Origin of the sequence: Micromonospora humida (genome assembly GCF_016901255.1) — a bacterium.
In the GTDB taxonomy this organism is placed as follows: domain Bacteria; phylum Actinomycetota; class Actinomycetes; order Mycobacteriales; family Micromonosporaceae; genus Micromonospora; species Micromonospora wenchangensis.
In genome coordinates this window covers 328,515-341,996 of record NZ_JAFEUC010000006.1, presented here as the reverse complement: position 1 = coordinate 341,996, position 13,482 = coordinate 328,515, and the positions used below count along the sequence as shown (strand labels likewise).

11 protein-coding genes are annotated in these 13,482 nt (G+C 74.1%); 3 read left to right on the top strand and 8 right to left on the bottom strand.

What is annotated here, in order from left to right:
* Nucleotides 1-105: 105 nt before the first annotated feature.
* The 3 genes from JQX11_RS14965 to JQX11_RS14955 form a co-directional block, all read right to left on the bottom strand.
* Nucleotides 106-2,724 (bottom strand): ATP-binding protein, encoded by a 2,619-nt coding sequence (locus JQX11_RS14965; RefSeq protein ID WP_204925560.1) that lies wholly within the window; start codon nucleotides 2,722-2,724, stop codon nucleotides 106-108.
* A gap of 124 nt (nucleotides 2,725-2,848) precedes the next feature.
* The gene (locus JQX11_RS14960) at nucleotides 2,849-3,997 is read right to left on the bottom strand and encodes an acyl-CoA dehydrogenase family protein (RefSeq protein ID WP_204925559.1); all 1,149 of its coding nucleotides are present in this window, start codon (nucleotides 3,995-3,997) and stop codon (nucleotides 2,849-2,851) included.
* A gap of 152 nt (nucleotides 3,998-4,149) precedes the next feature.
* Nucleotides 4,150-5,682: an acyl-CoA carboxylase subunit beta gene (locus JQX11_RS14955; RefSeq protein ID WP_204925558.1), complete on the bottom strand. Its 1,533-nt coding sequence runs from the start codon at nucleotides 5,680-5,682 to the stop codon at nucleotides 4,150-4,152.
* 208 nt (nucleotides 5,683-5,890) lie between these two features.
* Between JQX11_RS14955 and JQX11_RS14950 the strand changes: the two genes are divergently transcribed.
* The gene (locus JQX11_RS14950) at nucleotides 5,891-6,460 is read left to right on the top strand and encodes a snapalysin family zinc-dependent metalloprotease (RefSeq protein ID WP_204925557.1); all 570 of its coding nucleotides are present in this window, start codon (nucleotides 5,891-5,893) and stop codon (nucleotides 6,458-6,460) included.
* An 84-nt stretch (nucleotides 6,461-6,544) separates the two neighbouring features.
* Here the strand turns inward: JQX11_RS14950 and JQX11_RS14945 are convergent, their stop codons facing one another.
* Both JQX11_RS14945 and JQX11_RS14940 read right to left on the bottom strand, forming a co-directional pair.
* Complete coding sequence (locus JQX11_RS14945; RefSeq protein ID WP_372444590.1) at nucleotides 6,545-7,462, bottom strand: hydroxymethylglutaryl-CoA lyase; 918 nt, start codon at nucleotides 7,460-7,462, stop codon at nucleotides 6,545-6,547.
* A 183-nt stretch (nucleotides 7,463-7,645) separates the two neighbouring features.
* A complete protein-coding gene (locus tag JQX11_RS14940; protein ID WP_204925556.1) occupies nucleotides 7,646-7,855 on the bottom strand; it encodes a hypothetical protein in 210 nt (69 codons plus the stop codon).
* A gap of 397 nt (nucleotides 7,856-8,252) precedes the next feature.
* On the opposite strand from JQX11_RS14940, the gene JQX11_RS14935 reads away from it, so the two are divergent.
* Entirely contained in the window at nucleotides 8,253-9,140 is an 888-nt protein-coding gene (locus JQX11_RS14935) for a hypothetical protein (RefSeq protein WP_204925555.1), read from the top strand.
* A gap of 31 nt (nucleotides 9,141-9,171) precedes the next feature.
* Here the strand turns inward: JQX11_RS14935 and JQX11_RS14930 are convergent, their stop codons facing one another.
* Both JQX11_RS14930 and JQX11_RS14925 read right to left on the bottom strand, forming a co-directional pair.
* A complete protein-coding gene (locus tag JQX11_RS14930; RefSeq protein WP_204925554.1) occupies nucleotides 9,172-10,509 on the bottom strand; it encodes an acetyl-CoA carboxylase biotin carboxylase subunit in 1,338 nt (445 codons plus the stop codon).
* 105 nt (nucleotides 10,510-10,614) lie between these two features.
* On the bottom strand, nucleotides 10,615-11,229 hold the full coding sequence (locus JQX11_RS14925) for a TetR/AcrR family transcriptional regulator (protein WP_204925553.1): 615 nt from the start codon (nucleotides 11,227-11,229) through the stop codon (nucleotides 10,615-10,617).
* Nucleotides 11,230-11,411: 182 nt separating this feature from the next.
* On the opposite strand from JQX11_RS14925, the gene JQX11_RS14920 reads away from it, so the two are divergent.
* The gene (locus JQX11_RS14920; RefSeq protein ID WP_204925552.1) at nucleotides 11,412-11,834 is read left to right on the top strand and encodes a DUF7144 family membrane protein; all 423 of its coding nucleotides are present in this window, start codon (nucleotides 11,412-11,414) and stop codon (nucleotides 11,832-11,834) included.
* Here JQX11_RS14920 and JQX11_RS14915 read toward each other — a convergent pair.
* On the bottom strand, nucleotides 11,806-13,437 hold the full coding sequence (locus JQX11_RS14915) for an alpha/beta fold hydrolase (RefSeq protein ID WP_204925551.1): 1,632 nt from the start codon (nucleotides 13,435-13,437) through the stop codon (nucleotides 11,806-11,808). The two genes, JQX11_RS14920 and JQX11_RS14915, sit on opposite strands and share 29 nt — an antisense overlap.
* Between the last annotated feature and the right edge of the window lie 45 nt (nucleotides 13,438-13,482).

Sequence of the window (13,482 nt, the reverse complement as noted above, 5' to 3'; positions counted from 1 at the left end):
GGCTGGCTAGCCTTCATCGCGCGGGGGAGCACCGGGGGGTGCTGGCGCGAGCGATCGAGCGAGGGGTTTGACCAGGGGGCCCGTTCGCTCGCGCCACCCCCGCGTCTAGCCCAGCAGGCGTTCCTCATCCGGCAACAGCCGGATGCCGCCGCGTCGGCACGCCTGCGCCAGCCGTTCCCGCACCTCGGCGGAGCCGGTGCTCACGGCCAGCCCGACCAGGGCTTCGACCACGTCCCGCCGGTCCTGACCGGCCGCACCGGCAGCCTCCGCCACCGCGAACCACTCCGCCGCCAACTCCCGGTCCCCCCGGTGCCGGGCCATGGTGCCCTCGATCAGCGCGCAGACCGACTCCTCCGCCCGGACCGGCCCGCCCCCGCCCGGACGCCCCCCGGCCACGCCCGCCTCCGACCGGGACCCGGGCGGCGACGGACGACCGTCGCAGCGCAGCTCGGCCAGGATCTCGGTGGCCTCGTCCAGCCGGCCCGACCGGGCCAACGCCAGGCCCACCGTGCCGAGCACCCGCCGCCGGTGCCCCGGATCACCCACCCCGGCCAGCGCGGCGACCACCCGCCGGCCCTGGTCCACCGCGTCACCGTGACGGCCCTCCAGCCGGGCCACCTCGGCCAGGTCGGCACGGGCCAACAGGCGCAGCCGGGGCTCCCCGCACTGGGCGGCCAGCCGGTCCACCGCCGCCAGCCGACGCCGGGCCGCCGACAGATCGGCGAGGCGGATCTCGTGCCAGGCCAGGTGGTGCTGGGCGACCGCCATGTCCCGGGTCCGGCCGTGCCGGGTGGCCAGGGTCAGCACCGCCTGCGCCTGCTCGGCCGCCTCGTCGTACGCACCGGTCGCGACCAGCAGGGTGCCGAGGACGGTCCGCGCCGCCAGCTCCCCGGCCACGTCGGCCCGCCCGGCGAGCACCGCGAGCGCGGCACGGGCGGCGGGCAGCTCCTGCGCCGCCGCGCCGTGCTCGGCGGCCAGCCGGGCCACCCCGAGCAGCGCCCAGGCCCGCAGCACCGGATCGGCGTCGGCGGTACGGGGATCGGCGAGCAGCCGGCACAGCCACTGCCGGCCGCTGACGTCCCGCCCCCGCATCCGCCACCAACGGGTCAGCTCGGCTGCCAGCCGCAGCGCGGTGACCGGATCGTCCCCGGCGGCGTGCGCCAGCGCCGCGCCGATGTCACCGGTCGCCTCGTCGAGCTGACGGACGGCCGCCGGCTGTCGCGCCCCGACCAGGTCCGGCGCGGTACGGGTCACCAACCGGGTGATCACCACGGCGTGCCGGCGACGGACGGCGGTCAGCTCCCCCCGGCCGGCGGCCTGTTCGAGGGCGTACTCACGGACCGCGTCGAGCAGACGGAACCGCAGTGGCCCGGCACCCCGGACACTGAGCAGGCCCAACTCGACCAGCCGGTCGAGCAGCGGCACCGGGTCGACCACCCCCGACGGATCCGGGTCGGCCTCGTCGGCGAGCAGTTCCTCGGCCAGCTCCACCGACCACCGGTTGGCGAACACCGAGAGCCGGCGTAGCGCCGCCTGTTCCCACCCGTCGAGCAGCCGGTAGCTGGTGGCGACCGCCTCGCGCAGGGTCACCGCGACCGTGGAGCGGGCCGGGTCGTCGGTACGCCCCGGCGGCGCGGCCTCCCACCCCCGCCCGCCGAGATCCGGGCCGGCCAGGTCGAGCACCCGGTCGCCGTACCGGTCGAGCAGTTCGGGCAGGTCGAGGATGCGGCCCCGGGCCGCCATCAGCTCGATCGCCAGCGGCAGGCCGTCGAGCCGGCGGACCAGCGCGGTGAGGGCGGGCAGCTCGTCCGGGCCGGGTGGTTCCGGGCGGACCCGGGTGAGCCGGGCGGTGAACAGGGCCGCCGCCGGCCACCGGGCCAGCTCGTCCGGGTCGACCACTCCGGCGGGGGGCACCTCCAGCGGGGCCACCGGGCGGACGAGTTCGCCGGGGATGCCGACCGGATGCCGACCGGTCGCCACCACCCGCAGGGTGGGCACCGCCGCGACGAGCAGGTGCACCACCTCGGCCACCGGGTCCGGGGCCCGTTCGACCGCGTCCACCAGCAGCAGCGCCGGGCGGCCCCGCAGCCGGGCGGCCAGTTCGGCGAGCCGGGCCGCGCCGAGCACCGCGCAGGCCGCGGCGAGCACGTCGTTGGCGTCGGAGCCGGTACCGACCAGCACCCCGGCCACCCCGCCCGGGTGGACGTCGGCCACCGCGTGCGCCACGGCCAGGGCGAGCGCGGTCTTGCCCACCCCGGCCAGACCGACCAGGCTCAGCACCGGCGGCCAGCCGTCGCCGGTCAGCAGAGCGGTCAGCTCGTCGAGTTCCCGTTCCCGGCCGATCAGCTCGACCGGCGGGGGCAGCGCCATCGGCGTACCCGGAAGGTCGGGGTCGCGGGGGACGGTGCCGGCGGCGGGTGTGCGGTGCGGCAGCCCGGCGACGCCCGGGGCGGCCGGGGTGGTCGCGGCCCGGCCCCGGGCGGTGGCGAGGAAGCCGGCGCGCGCCGCGCCGGTCAGGCCGAGCGCCCCGGCGATCAGCTCGGCGGTGGTGCGGTGCGGCCGGTGGGCCCGGCCGCGTTCCAGGTCGCGGACCGTCCGCACGCCGACCCCGGCCCGCTGGGCCAGGTCGGTCTGGGTGAGACCGGCGGCCAGGCGGTGGGCCCGCACCAGCTCCCCGATCGGGGTACGACCACCCGCTGGCGAGTGATCATGATCCGGGGTCATGGGCAGGAAGGGTACGGACGGGATACGACGCCGGGCAGCCCTTCGTCGGTCTACTGACGAAGGGCTGCGGATACCCGACAGAGCCCCGTTCTCGCCCGGCGGCGGACCCGGTCCGGGCGTACGGTCAGAGGCCCAGGTCGCGGGCGATGATCATGCGCTGCACCTCGGAGGTGCCCTCGCCGATCTCCAGGATCTTGGAGTCCCGCCAGAACCGGGCCACCGGGTACTCGTTCATGAAGCCGTAGCCGCCGTGGATCTGGGTGGCCTCCCGGGCGTTGTCCACCGCGACCGTGCTGGCGTGCAGCTTGGCGATCGCCGCCTGCCGCTTGAACGGCTCACCGGCGAGCATCCGCGCGGCGGCGTCATGGTAGGCCAGCCGGGCGGTGTGCGCCTTCAACTCCATGTCGGCGATCTTGAACTGGATCGCCTGGTAGTTGCCGATCGGCTGACCGAACGCCTGGCGCTCCTTCGCGTACTTCAGCGACTCGTCGACGCAGCCCTGGGCGAGGCCGACGGCCAGCGCGGCGATGGCGATCCGCCCCTCGTCGAGGATCCGCAGGAACTGGGCGAAGCCCCGGCCCCGCTCGCCGAGCAGGTTCCCGGCCGGCACCCGGCAGTCGTCGAAGGTCAGCTCATGGGTGTCCGAGGCGTTCCACCCCACCTTCGAGTACCCCGGCGCGACGGTGAAGCCGGGTGTCCCCGACGGCACGATGATGGTGGACAGCTCCTTCGAGCCGTCCGGATTGGTGCCGGTGACCGCGGTGACCGTGACCAGCGCGGTGATGTCGGTGCCCGAGTTGGTGATGAACGCCTTCGAGCCGTTGATCACCCACTCGTCGCCGTCCAGGACGGCCCGGGTCTGGGTGCCGCCCGCGTCCGAGCCGGTGCCCGGCTCGGTGAGCCCGAACCCCGCGAGGGCCTCGCCGCTGAGCAGCTTCGGCAGCCAGCGGGCCTTCTGCTCGTCGGTGCCGAACCGGAAGATCGGCATCGCGCCGAGGGAGACCGCCGCCTCCAGGGTGATCGCCACGCTGGAGTCGACCCGGGCCAGTTCCTCCAGGGCCAGGCAGAGCGCGAAGTAGTCGCCGCCCATGCCGCCGTGCTCCTCGGGGAAGGGCAGGCCGAACAGCCCCATCTTGCCCATCTGCCGGACGATCTCGTACGGGAAGGTGTGCCGCTCGTAGTGCTCGGCGATCACCGGGGCGACCGCCTCGCGGGCGAAGTCCCGCACGCTCTCCCGCAGCGCCTCGTGTTCCTCGCTGAGCCGGAAGTCCATCGGTTCCTCCTGTACGGGTGCCGCCCCGGACGCTCGTGACGCCGGGAACGACGGATCGGTTGGACGACCGGTCGGACCCGGTCGACGGCGGTGGCGGTGGCTCGGTGCCGACCGGTCGGGCCGGTCGGGGACGGCGGTGGGTCCCCGGCCGGTCAGACCGGGGTGACCCCGTGCCGGCGACGGGAGAAGTGCCGGTCCTTGCTGCGGGCGGCGGCGAACCGGCGGACCAGTTCGGCGCGCAGCTCGTGCGGTTCGACGATCGCGTCGATGACCAGCTCACTGGCGAGCCGCACCACGTCGATGTCCCGCTCGTACTCGGCCCGTCTGGCGGCGACGAAGGCGGCCCGTTCGGCCTCGTCGGCGATCGCCGCGATCTTGTTGGCGTAGACGGCGTTGACCGCCGCCTCGGCCCCCATCACCGCGATCTTCGCGGTGGGCAGGGCGATCGTCGCGTCCGGGGCGAACCCGGGGCCGGCCATCGCGTACAGGCCCGCGCCGTACGCCTTGCGCACCACCACGCAGATCTTGGGTACGGTCGCCTCGGAGATCGCGGTGATCATCTTGGCCCCGTGCCGGATGATGCCCTGCTTCTCCACCGCGCTGCCGACCATGAACCCGGGCACGTCGCTCAGGAACAGCAGCGGCACGTTGAACGCGTCGCAGAGCTGCACGAACCGGGTCGCCTTGTCGGCCGAGTCGACGAAGAGCACGCCGCCCTTGAACATCGAGTTGTTGCCGACCACGCCGACGACCTCGCCGTCGAGCCGGCCGAACCCGATGGTCAGCTCCTTCGCCCAGAGCGCCTGGATCTCGAAGAACGAACCCTCGTCGAGCAGGCCCTTGACGTACCGGCGCATGTCGAACGCCTGCCGCTCGCTGGCCGGCACCAGCGCGGCCAGGTCGACCTTGGCGGGCGCGGCGACGGCCGGCGCGGCCGGCGGTTGCCGCTGCCAGTTGGAGGGCAGGTACGACAGGTAGGTCTTCACCACGTCGAGCGCGTCGGCCTCGGTCCTGCACAGGAAGTGCCCGACGCCGGACTCGGCGCAGTGCACCCGGGCCCCGCCCATCGCCTCCAGGGTGGTCTTCTCCCCGGTGACCATCTCGACCATCCGGTCGGAGCCGAGGTACATGCTGGCGTTGCCCTCGACCATGGCCACCACGTCGCAGAACGCCGGGATGTACGCCCCGCCGGCGGCGCTCGGCCCGAACAATGCGCAGACCTGCGGGATCGCCCCGGAGGCGCGGACCTGGTTCCAGAAGATCTTGCCGGCACCCCGGGGGCCGGGGAAGAGGTCGACCTGGTCGGTGATCCGGGCGCCGGCCGAGTCGACCAGGTAGACCATCGGCACGCCTGTCGAGTAGGCCCGCTCGATGATCCGGATGATCTTCTCGACGGTACGCGCGCCCCAACTGCCGGCCTTGACCGTGGAGTCGTTGGCCATCAGGCAGACCGGCCGGCCGTCGATGGTGGCGGTGCCGGTGACCACGCCGTCGGCGGGCAGCCCCTCGGCCAGGGCGTTGGCGTAGAGCCCGTCCTCGACGAAGGAGCCCTCGTCGACCAGGAGCGCGACCCGTTCCCGGGCGAAGAGCTTGCCCTTGCCGGCGTTGGCCGCGTGGTACTTGTCGGCGCCGCCGGAGCGGGCCCGCTTGCGTAGCTGCTCCAGTGCCTCACCGTCGAGCGTCACGCCGACCCCCTCGCCCCGCGCCTCGTGGGCGCGCCCGACCGCCATGCCGCCGTGGGCGTCGTGGTGGACGCGCCGACCAGCCTGAACGATCGTTAGGCTAGCGCATCCGGGCCCCACCCGACCACCCGACCGACTTCCGCCCCGGATATTGATACTCAACTATCGATATGGCTACGCTCCAGACACCCCCTCCGGATTGGAGTGAGTCATGAACTCACGCATCAAGCGCCTCGCCGTCGCCGCCCTGGCGACGGCGACCGCGACCCTCGGCCTCACGGTCGCCAACCCCGCGCCCGCCTCCGCCGCGATGACCATCTGCTACAACACCAGCCAGGCGCCCAGCTACGCGGGCATCGCCAACCAGGCCGCGTCGATCTGGAACAACGCCACCACCAACCTGACGCTCACCGCGAACTGCGGCACCAACCTGCGGATCTACCAGATCACCGGCGGCGGCTCGTACGCCCAGCGCACCAGCCTCGGCAACGGCCGGGTCTACATCGACACCCAGCAGGCCGCCCAGTACAGCCCGCTGCGGATCATGACCCACGAGATCGGGCACATCCTCGGCCTGCCCGACAACTACAACGGCAACTGCGCGATCCTGATGTCGGGCGGCAGCGCCGGCACGAGCTGCACCAACCCGTACCCGAGCACCACCGAGGCGAACCGGGTCAGCAGCCTGTTCGCCGGCACCCTCAGCGCCAACGACCGCCGCAGCAGCACCGGCAGCCAGGTCTTCAAGGACAGCTGGCCGGGTCTGCTCAGCGTCGGCTGACCCACGACGTGACCCGACGGAGGGGCCGGCACCACGCCGGCCCCTCCCCGCGTCGTCGGGCCGATCCGCCCCCGCCGGGCCCGGTCAGGGCCGGGCGGTCAGCCGGCTACGCGGGCCGGCCCGCAGCACCCCCGACGGCAGCCGCTTGCCGAGCAGTTCCTCGGCCAACTCGGCGACCCCGATCAGGGCGTCCAGGTCGATGCCGGTGTCGATGCCCATGTCGTGCAGCATGTGCACCGCCTCCTCGGTGGCCAGGTTCCCGCTCGCCCCCGGCGCGTACGGGCAGCCGCCCAGACCGCCGACGCTGGCGTCGAACTCGGTGATCCCCAGCTCCAGGGCGGTCAGCAGGTTCGCCAGCGCGGTACCCCGGGTGTTGTGGAAGTGCAGCAGCACCGGCACGTCGGGCTCCCGGTCACGGACGGCGGTGACCAGCTCCCGGACCCGCCGGGGCGTACCCATGCCGGTGGTGTCGCCGAACGCGACCCGGTCGGCGCCGTCGCGGACCACCCGCTCGACGATCCCGGCGACCCGCCCCGGGTCGACGTCCCCCTCGTACGGGCAGCCGAAGCTGGTCGCCACGATCACCTCGGCCCGCGCGCCCGCGCCGTGCAGCAGGTCGATCAGTTCGGCGATGTCGTCGAGCGACTCGTCGGTGGAGCGGTTGACGTTGCGCCGGTTGTGCGTGTCGCTGGCCGAGACCACCACCTCGATCTCGGTGAATCCGGCGGTCAGGGCCCGCTGGGCACCCTTCGTGTTGGGCACCAGCGCCGAGTAGCGGACCCCCTCGGCCTTCCCGGCCTGCCGCCACACCTCGTCGGCGTCGGCCATCTGCGGGATCGCCCTGGGATGCACGAACGACACCGCCTCGATCCGGCGCACGCCGGTGCCCGAGAGGGCGTCGAGCAGCCGCACCTTGGCCCCGGTGGGGATCAGCTCCTCGTTCTGGAGCCCGTCGCGGGGCCCGACCTCCCGGATCGACACCGCCGCTGGCATCTGACTCATGGTCACCTCGCTGTGACATCGGGTCGCCGGAGGTTCGTCCCGCGTCGTCGCCCCTCGTGGGGGCGACGACCGGCGACGCCGGACGACCGGTGGTCCCTCCAGGGAACCACCACGCCGTCCGCCGCCGCCACACCGCCCCGGATCTCGGCCCGCCCCGGGTGTCGGGCCGGCCGGCCCCGGAGGTCACCGGCCCGACGGGCCCTCCACCAGCTCGGCGGCGCTGCGCAGCACCGTCGCGACCGCGCCCGCCCAGGCCACCGCGTCCTCCCGGCCCAGGACCAGGGCCATCGCCACCGCACCCTCGGCGAACAGCGACATCGACCGCAGGATCCGGCCCACCCGCCGACGGTCGGGTCGCGGACGCGCGCCGTCGGTCAGTCTTCCGCTTCCCATGTTCTCCGCTCCCAGGCCGCATGACCGGCGACGGCATCTCCACCGCCGGGTGACGCGTCCGGCTCCCGCCGCGCGTGCGCCGACCGAGGGCCGGCGAAGGTGCGGAACGAATCCGGTCGCACGACGGGCCCAACGACGGGCCGGGCCGGGCCCGCACGCCGTTCTGGCCGGGCAGTGCCGGGACGGGCGGCCAAAGTGGACCGTCCGGCGACGGCTCCGGGAAACGACCGCCCCGGTCCCCGGGCCCGACCGTCCAACCCGGACGGCGCTCCGGCGCTACCCGGACAACGACCCGGCCAGAAACTGACCACGGACACAGGCCGGGACGCTCACGATCTGTGGATGGAGGGTACGAATACCTTCCCGGGTCAGACAGCTCCGCACGAAAGGTCCGCCCATGCTCTCCGACACCAGTACGCCGACCCCGGCCCGGGGCCGGCACCAGCGGCACTGGCTCGTCCCGCGCGAGCACCTGGCCGCCGGTTACGCGGCCCGGTACGGGTCGCCGGCGGTGTCCGAGTACGCGCTGGCGGTCCGTGACCTGGTCGAACGGTCCCCGGAGATCGGGACGGTCGACACCTGGAGCAGGCTGGCCGAACGGATCTGCCGCAACCGGCCGGGCCGGGACCGGGACACCTGGCGCAAGCGGCTGTCCCGGCACTTCACCACCGAGACCAAGGGGCCGCCGTGGCAGACGGTGGTGCTGGTGGTCGAGTGCACCGTCGCACCCGCCGACCGGCAGGCCACCCTGCGCCGGTTCGAACGGCTCTACGAGGCGGCCCGGGGTGAGCCGCCGACGGACCGTCGACCGACCGACGGCCGGGCCCACCCGCACGGCCCCGGGCCGCAGGTGACCAGCCCCGACGGGTCGACCCCCACCACGGACGACGCCGGCCGGATCATCGCCCAGCTCCGCGCGGAGAACGCCGTGCTGCGGCGCACGCTGGCCGCCCGGGAAGCCGAGAACGACCTGCTCCGCGCCACCATCAAAACTGCGAACCGGACCACCCCGAAGGGCCACCCGCACCGGGCGCCCGACGGGGGTAACCACCCGGCGGACCCATCGGGACGGGAGGCGGCCCTGCTCGACGGGCCGGCCCGCAAGGACCGCAACCCGGGGCACTTCCCCGCCGGCCCGACCCCGACCAACGACGCCCCGGCCGGTCGGCACCGCCCACCCCGGATCGACACGGTGTCGCTGCCGCCCCGGATCGACGTCGTCGGCCCGCCGCCGCACCGGCCGATGCCCCGGCCGCACCCGCCGGGCGGGATCCGGCGGGCCTGACCACGCCGCGCGGGGTCAGGCCCGCCGCCGGTCAGCGCATCCGGCCGACGATGCCGGTGTCGTAGTCGCCGGAGACGAACTCCCCGTTGGTCAGCAGCTCGGCGAAGAAGGGCAGGTTGTTCTTCGGGCCGGCCACCGCGAAGCCGGCCACCGCCGTCCGGGCCCGCTCGATCGCCTCGGCCCGGTCCGCCCCGGTGACGACGAGCTTGGCCAGCAGGCTGTCGTAGAACGGGGTCACCGTGTTGCCGGCGACGTACCCGGAGTCGACGCGTACCCCCTCGCCGGTCGGCTCCACCCAGGTACCGATGACGCCGGGTCCGGGCAGGAACCGCTTCGGGTCCTCCGCGTTGATCCGCAGCTCGATCGCGTGCCCGCGCGGGGTCAGCGCATCCGGGTCGAAGGTCGGTGGCAGGCCGGCCGCCACCCGTAGCTGCTCCTCGACCAGGTCGACGCCGTAGACCAGCTCGGTCACCGGGTGCTCCACCTGCAGCCGGGTGTTCATCTCCAGGAAGAAGAACTCCTGGGTGGCCGGGTCCAGCAGGCACTCGACGGTGCCCGCGTTGCGGTAGCCGACCGCCTCGCCGGCCCGCACGGCGGCGGCCAGGAACCGCGCCCGCAGCTCCGGCGAGACCGCCGGGGAGGGGGACTCCTCGACCAGCTTCTGGTTGCGCCGCTGCACCGAGCACTCCCGCTCGCCGAGCGCCACCACCCGGCCGTCGGCCAGGCCGAGGATCTGCACCTCGACGTGGCGTACCCGGGGGAAGTAGCGCTCGATGAGCACCGAGCCGTCGCCGAACATCCGCTCGGCGAACGCGCGGACCTTGTCGTACTCGGTGCGCAGCGCGGCCTCGTCCGCGGCCACCGCCATGCCCATCCCGCCGCCACCGGCGGCGGCCTTGACCATCACCGGGTAGCCGATCTCCGTGGCGGCGGCGACCGCCGCGTCGAGGTCGGTGGCCGGTTCGGTGGTGCCGGGCGCGACCGGCACCCCGGCCGCCGCCATCAGGTTCCGCGCGTTGATCTTGTCGCCCATCGCGGTGATCGCGTCCGCGCCGGGCCCGACCCAGACCAACCCACGGGCCTGCACCGTACGGGCGAAGTCGGCGTTCTCCGACAGGAAGCCGTAGCCGGGGTGGATCGCCTGCGCGCCGGTGGACTCGGCGGCGGCCAGGATCGCCTCCACGTTGCGGTAACTCAGGGCCGGGTTCGCCGGTCCCACGCACACCGCCTCGTCGGCCTCGACCACGAACGGCAGGTCGGCGTCGGCCTCCGAGTGCACCGCGATCGCACGGATGCCGAGCCGCTTCGCGGTACGGATGATCCGGCGGGCGATCTCGCCCCGGTTGGCGACCAACAGCGACTCGATCATGTTTCCTCCAGCGTCCAGGGTGGGGACGGATGCTCAACGTCCAGGGGTGCGGACGGATGCCAGGAAACCACGGTCGGGCCGTCGGCCACGAGTCGGGCGGGAGGGTCAGGAGTCGGTCTCGGCGAGCAGGGCGGCCAGCGCGGCGGCCCGCAGCAGCCCCGCCCGACGCCGCCTGTCGACCTCGCCGCCGAGGAACGGGGTCGAGTTCATCAGGCCGAACGCGGCGTGCGCCAGCACCCGCGCCTCTCCGTCGGGCAGCCCCGGGTGCAGCGCGGTCAGCACGGTCACCCACTCCTCGACGTACAGCCGCTGGAGCTTGCGGATGCGGCGGCGCGGCTCGTCCGGGAGGCGGTCCAGCTCGTGCAGGTGCAGGGCGATCACGGCCGGGTTCGCCAGCGCGAAGTCGACGTGGAAGTCGATCAGGGACTCCAGCGCGCCACGCGGGTCGCCCGGACGGCTCGCCGCCCGGTCCCGGCCACCGTCGAGCAGCCCCTCGCTGACCGGGATCAGCGCGGCGGCCAGCATCGCCTCCTTGCCGGCGAAGTGGTGGTAGAGGGCGGGGCCGGTCACCCCGGCGGCCGCACCGATGTCGTCCATGGAGACCCCGTGGTAGCCACGGGCGGCGAAGAGCCCGACCGCGATCTCCAGGATCTCGTCGCGCCTCGACCGGCGCCGGCCCGCGCTGCCTGCGCTGCCCCTAGCCTGCTGCCCCACAGTCACCTGGCAAGCGTAGACCTCGACCCGGACACCGGGGCCCCTCGGTTACCCGCGGGTTCACCAGGCGGACAGCGGCCGCCGGGCGGGGTGCCGGCACGGGTGCCGGCGGTGGCCGCCGGGAGCCGCCGGTGATCGCCGGACGGCGTGCCCCGCCGGCCCTAGCCTGGGAGGGGAGGGAGGGTGGGATGACGGCACGACGGCCGGACCGGTCGCTGCTGCTCGCCGGTGGCCTGCTGGTCGGTGCGGGCATCTTCGACGTGCTGTCCGGGATCGGCGACGTCGACAGCGGCGACGTCTACGTCTCGCTGCACGCCGACGGGCTGGTCTTCTACGACCTCACCGACTGGGCCTGGCTGCACGTGGCGAGCGGGGTGCTGCTGGTGGCGACCGGCCTGGTCGTCGCGTTCGCCCGCCGCCGCTGGGTGACCGCCGCCATGGTGGTCGGGGCGGCGGTCGTCGTCGTGCACCTGCTGTTCGCGCCGTACCACCCGATCGAGGCGTTGATCGTGGTGGGACTGACCCTGGCCGCCGTCCGGCTGGTCGTCCGGCACCGACGCGGCGACCGGGACGACACACAGGTCAGGACGGCTGGCAGACCTTCCCGGTGAAGGACGGGTCCGGTTGGCGGACGTCGTTCCAGGCGGGGTTGACCCGGATCGCCAGGGGCGGTGCCTGCCAGCCCGCACCGAGCTGCTGGAGCAGCGGATACTCCCGCCGCATCCGGCTCTCCGGCACCCCGGCGAGGAAGTGGATCAGCCGGTCCTGGACCAGTGAGCGGCCCAGCAGCCCGCCGTGCACCCCGGGCATCTGGAACACGGGGATGCCGGTGTAGTCGCCCGGCGGCGCCTCGGTCGCCGTGGTGGTCGGCAGGAAGGCCACCATGCGCACGCCCGGCACCGGGCACATCAACTGGTTGCGGTAGAAGGGCGCATTGTCCAGCAGGGAGCGGATGAACGGCTCGTCCGGCCCGGCGTCGGTGACCCCGAACAGTCCGATCATGCCGAGCAGGGCCCGTAGCTGCCAGCCGGTGGCCACACCCCAGCCGTGGGACACCCCGGCCGGCGGGTAGTACGCCCGCCCCGCGTTGATCAACGGGCTGAACATGACCAGGGTGTCCACCGCCGGGTGCGGGCGCTGCGCGAGGTAGGTGCGGGCCAGCATCGCCCCCTCGCTCTCCCCGATCAGCGCCACCGGCCGGCCGGTACGCCCGTGCAGGCGGTCCACCTGCGTCTGGAGCAGGGCGGCCCCGCTCTCCAGCGACCGGTTGGTGTCCGACGACCGGTACGGCAGCGGCCGGCCGTCCCCGCCCAGCCCCCGGTAGGAGAACCGTTCCACGTTCGCGTCGACGGGCGGGGTGCCGTCATAGGCGGACCCGTGACCGGCGAGGACGATCACCGCGTGCCGGACGTCGGCGGGTAGCCGCTGCCCCAGCACCACCTGCTCGATGGTCACCCCCGCCGGGACGACCTGCACCAGCACGGGGATCGTCAGCGGCACGACGAGCGCCAGCGCGACGGCGATCGGGGCGACCGGCACCCGCGCCCAGCGCACCCGGGGGGCCAGCACGGCGACGTGCACGGTGCGTTCCCAGAGCAGCCCGTTGGCCGCCCCGGCGAACAGCGCGACGGGCACCGTCCACCAGCCGGGAACGCTCCAGCACAGCGCGCTCGCCACGGTGATCACCACGAAGTTCAGCAGCGACCAGCCGACCAGGGAGATCGACGGCAGTCCACGCCACCACGGCCCGACCACGGCGGCGCGTTGCAGGAACGGCGCGAGCAGGAACATCGGCAGCAGCGAGGCGAGCAGCACCCAGGAGAGCGCGACCACCGAGGCGGCCACCGAGATCAACGCCCACGGTGCGACCAGCACGACGACCACGACGGACAGGCCGAGGTTGCGGCCGAGCAGCCAGCGCAGACCGGGCCGGTCCACCCCGGCGGGCCAGGCGAGCGTGACCAGCCCGGTGGTGAGCAGCGCCCGGAACCCGATCACCAGCAGCAGGCCGACCAGGAAGTCGGGCCACGAGTCGTGGTAGACGTACAGCCAGCGCAGGTCGTGGTAGGTGTCGTACGGCCAGACGGCGGTGACCTGGGAGGACAGCCCCTCGGCGGCGACGAACCCGAGGCGTACCAGTAGCAACGCCTCGATCGCCGGGGGCAGGGCGGCCAGGGCGCACAGCGCCGTCAGCCGGGCTCGCGGTCGGTGCACGCCCTCTCCTCACCAGATAACCGGGGCTCCCCCAGCAGGTTCCCC

Coding starts and splice junctions, on each gene's coding strand:
- JQX11_RS14965 (WP_204925560.1), bottom strand. CDS start 2,724: ATGACCCCGGATCATGATCACTCGCCAGCGGGTGGTCGTACCCCGATC.
- JQX11_RS14960 (WP_204925559.1), bottom strand. CDS start 3,997: ATGGACTTCCGGCTCAGCGAGGAACACGAGGCGCTGCGGGAGAGCGTG.
- JQX11_RS14950 (WP_204925557.1), top strand. CDS start 5,891: ATGAACTCACGCATCAAGCGCCTCGCCGTCGCCGCCCTGGCGACGGCG.
- JQX11_RS14945 (WP_372444590.1), bottom strand. CDS start 7,462: ATGAGTCAGATGCCAGCGGCGGTGTCGATCCGGGAGGTCGGGCCCCGC.
- JQX11_RS14940 (WP_204925556.1), bottom strand. CDS start 7,855: ATGGGAAGCGGAAGACTGACCGACGGCGCGCGTCCGCGACCCGACCGT.
- JQX11_RS14935 (WP_204925555.1), top strand. CDS start 8,253: ATGCTCTCCGACACCAGTACGCCGACCCCGGCCCGGGGCCGGCACCAG.
- JQX11_RS14930 (WP_204925554.1), bottom strand. CDS start 10,509: ATGATCGAGTCGCTGTTGGTCGCCAACCGGGGCGAGATCGCCCGCCGG.
- JQX11_RS14920 (WP_204925552.1), top strand. CDS start 11,412: ATGACGGCACGACGGCCGGACCGGTCGCTGCTGCTCGCCGGTGGCCTG.